Here is a 3,526-nt window from a genome sequence, read left to right on the forward strand (position 1 = left end):
GTGGGGGCGGGGGCGTCCTGGAACCACGCCAGGAGGTGGTCGCGGTCCGCGAGCGGGTTCACGGCGGGGTCCTTCCGCCCGATGCCCACCCCGTCGATGAACAGGACCGCGACGCGCACGGCCTGGAACTGTATCCTCGAATCCGACACGCATGGCCATCCACGGCGACCTCTTCAGCTACCCGCTCCCCGAGTTCCTTCAATGGCTGGACAGCTCCCGCAAGACGGGGACGCTCCAGCTGTCGTGGGAGGCGGGCGAGCGCAAGTTGTTCCTCCTGTCCGGCCAGGTCGGCGCCACCGCGAGTGAAGGCCTGCGCGGCCGGGTGGCCCGCCTGCTGTCGCTGCCGAAGCTGGCGGCGGGCACGCGCGTGCTGGCGGCGTTCGACGAGCTGGCGCGCACGCCGGACGTGGACGCGGCCTTCGACGCGCATGGCGTGCAGGCCCGGTGGGTGAGGGATCTGGGCCGCGAGGAGCTGTTCGCGGCGATGACGGACCTGACCATCGCGGGGCAGGGCACGTTCCACTGGACGGAGGACGCGGACCGCACCGGTGAGGACTGGGTGCCGTCCGACATGAGCATCCGCGAGCTGCTCTTCGAGTCCCTGCGCTGGGTGGACGAGCAGGGGGACGTGGACAAGGCGCTGCCCATCGACGCGCTGAGCGTGAAGGCGCTGGCACCGCCCAGCCCCAGCCAGCCCTTGATGCACCGGATCATCCTGGCGCTGACGACGACGCCGCAGAACCTGGGGCGGCTGCGGCTGTCCATGGGCGTGTCGCGCTCGTCGGTGACGCGCCGGGTGCACGAGCTGTTGCGCGCGAAGCTGGTGGAGGTGGACGGCGCGCCGCAGGTGGAAGCGGATCCGGTGGCGGAGATGCTGGAGAAGGGCGCGGTGCTGATGCGCGAGGGCCAGTACGACGCGGCCGGCATCGTCTGCGCGTCCCTCCTGGCGAGCGACCCCGCGGACCGGCGCGTGCGCGAGTTCGCGCGCCTGGTGCAGCGCGAGCACGTGGCCGCGCTCTACGCGGACCTGCCGCCGTTGGTGGTGCCGCGGCTCATCCAGTCCCCGCAGGCCATGGTGATGCTCAAGCCGGAGGAGCGGCAGATCGCCGGGCTGGTCAGCGGCACGTGGGACGTGTCCACGCTGGTGCTGGCCAGCCCCGCGCGGGAGCTGGAGACGCTCAAGACGCTGGCGAAGCTGCACCGGATGGGACTGCTGGAGCTCGCGCTCCCGCGGTGAGTCACCCGGCGGTCGGCAGGCCTACTGCGTTGAGCCGCACGAAGACCTGCATGAGCACGTAGAGCGCGAAGGCCGCGTCGTCCACGCGCAGCTGCGGCAGCGTGGCCAGGCCCTGCAGACGCAGCAGGTCCGAGCCGTCCACGTGCAGCAGGAACGCCTGCTGGGCCAGGGAGCCCTCACCCGCGAACGCCATGGCGCGGCGGACCGCGTCCGTGCAGGCGGTGACGCAGGTGGTGTAGTCCCCGGCGGTGAAGGCGGCCTCCGCGGCCCGCGCGTGGTCGAAGAGGTCCCCCGGTGCCAGCGCGCTCGTGGGGCCCAGGAGCTTGCCGCCCGTGGCCGGCGCGACAGCGGGCACGACGGCGGCGGGCTCCACGCGGGGCGGCGCGGGCGTCTTCAGGGGGCGCGGCACGGGCGTGGCGGCGATGGTGGCGGCCGTGGGGCCCGTGGCCGGAGCCGCGACGGCCGGTGGCTGGCGGTGGTGCAGGTGCTGGGAGAGCTGCGCCTCCAGGCCCGCGGGGGCCGTGCCCGCCGGCGCGGCGGTGCGGGGCGGCGGGACGATGCGCTTGGCGCGCAGGTCCTTGATGACCAGCCGGGTGATGGTCTTGAGCGCGTCCATCACGCCGCGGCCGTTGGCGGCGGCCGTCTCGAAGTCGGGGACGCCGCGCGGGTTGAGCTCCCGGCGCAGCTCCTCCACGGAGAGGATGTTGTCCAGGTCCCGCTTGTTCCACTGCATCACCAGCGGGAAGTTCTCCAGCCGGATGCCGTTCTCCAGGAGGTTCTCCTCCAGGTTGGCCAGCGACTCGCGGTTGGCATCCATCGCCTCCGCCTGCGAGTCCGCCACGAACACGACGCCGTCCGCGCCCTGGAGCACCAGCTTGCGGGTGGCGTTGTAGAAGACCTGTCCGGGCACGGTGTAGAGGGCCAGGCGCACGGAGCAGTCGCCCACGCGCTCCACCTTCACCGGCAGGAAGTCGAAGAAGAGCGTCCGGTCGCCCTCGGTGGCGATGGACATCATCTCTCCGCGGTGGGCCGGGCGAACGGTCTCGTAGACCTTTCGCAGGGTCGTCGTCTTCCCCGACAGGCCGGGGCCGTAGAAGACGATCTTCGCGGCCACTTCGCGGGCCATCAGGTTCACGCTGCTCACGGTGTCAGCTTACCTAGAACGACTCGGCGCCTCGCGCCAGTTGCGGGGCGAACATTCGCGGGCGTCCCGGCCCGGTGCTCGGCCGCGAGCAGGGCGAAGAGGGCCGCCTCCTTCGCCTCCTCGGGGAAACCCAGCACGTCCAGCCGCTCCAGCGGCACCGGGGCCAGCCGCGCCCTCAGGTCCGCCATGAGCACCGGGTTTCGCGTCCCGCCGCCGGAGACATACACCGCCTCCAGCCGGGGAAAGCGGGGCCGGATCCACGTGTCGAAGGCGCGCGCGGTGGCCTCCACGGTGAAGGCGCGCGCGGTGGCCATCAAGTCGTGGGGCCGCTCCGGGGCCGCCGCCCAGAGCCGGTCCACCAGCGGCTCGCCAAAGCCTTCGCGGCCCGCGCTGCGCGGGGGAGGCTTCGCGAGGAACGGGTGCGCGAGCAGCTCCTCCAGGAGCGCCGGAATCACCTGCCCGCGCGAGGACAGGCTCCCGTCCCGGTCGCACGCGAGCTCGCCATTCGTCACCCGGCGCGCCAGGCCGTCCAGCACCATGTTCGCGGGCCCGGTGTCGAAGGCCAGCGTGTCGTCCACGTGCTCGCCCACGACGCTGATGTTGGCGATGCCGCCCAGGTTGAGGAACGCGCGGGTGACATCCGGCCGCTCGCGGTTCCGGAACACGGCCCAGTCGAGGTACGGCACGAGCGGCGCGCCCTGGCCGCCCACCGCCATGTCACGGGTGCGGAAGTCGCTGACGACGGGCAGGCCGGTGCGCTCGGCGATGACGTCCGCCTCGCCAATCTGGAGCGTGGAGGCGATGGGGGACAGGTCCGAGGGCAGGTGGGCCATCGTCTGCCCGTGCGAGCCGATGACGTGGATGTCCTCCGGCTTCACGCCCGCGCGCGCGATGACGGCGAGGACCGCGTCGGCGAAGCGCTCCCCCAGTTCGAAGTTGAGCGCGCAGAGGCTGCGGGAATCCTGCGGGCCCAGCACCCGCGCGACGAGGTCCGCCGGGAAGGGGTGGGAGACATGCGCGAGCAGCTGGACCTTCACGTCCGCGCCGGTGCCCTCCACGCGGCACAGCGCCGCGTCCGCCGCGTCCACGCTGGTGCCGGACAGCACGCCCACGCACAGCCGGGGCGGCAGGGAGGGGGAGGGTGG

Annotated in this window: 3 protein-coding genes and 1 pseudogene; 1 reads left to right on the forward strand and 3 read right to left on the reverse strand. The window is 72.8% G+C overall.

Features of this window, described 5'->3' with window-relative positions; all coding sequences use genetic code 11:
* Positions 1 to 119: pseudogene (locus tag D7X55_RS37515) on the reverse strand (metalloenzyme); the annotation flags it as partial.
* Between the two features lie 32 nt (positions 120 to 151).
* On the opposite strand from D7X55_RS37515, the gene D7X55_RS37520 reads away from it, so the two are divergent.
* Entirely contained in the window at positions 152 to 1,237 is a 1,086-nt protein-coding gene (locus D7X55_RS37520) for a DUF4388 domain-containing protein (RefSeq protein WP_120546740.1), read from the forward strand.
* Position 1,238: 1 nt separating this feature from the next.
* Here the strand turns inward: D7X55_RS37520 and D7X55_RS37525 are convergent, their stop codons facing one another.
* Together D7X55_RS37525 and D7X55_RS37530 are read right to left on the reverse strand one after the other, a co-directional pair.
* Positions 1,239 to 2,381 (reverse strand): ATP/GTP-binding protein, encoded by a 1,143-nt coding sequence (locus D7X55_RS37525; protein ID WP_120546739.1) that lies wholly within the window; start codon positions 2,379 to 2,381, stop codon positions 1,239 to 1,241.
* A partial coding sequence (locus tag D7X55_RS37530; RefSeq protein WP_233610306.1) for an anhydro-N-acetylmuramic acid kinase occupies positions 2,378 to 3,526 on the reverse strand: 1,149 nt, incomplete at its 5' end. The genes D7X55_RS37525 and D7X55_RS37530, both read right to left, overlap by 4 nt.

The organism is Corallococcus sp. AB049A (assembly GCF_003668885.1).
GTDB classification, from domain to species: domain Bacteria; phylum Myxococcota; class Myxococcia; order Myxococcales; family Myxococcaceae; genus Corallococcus; species Corallococcus interemptor.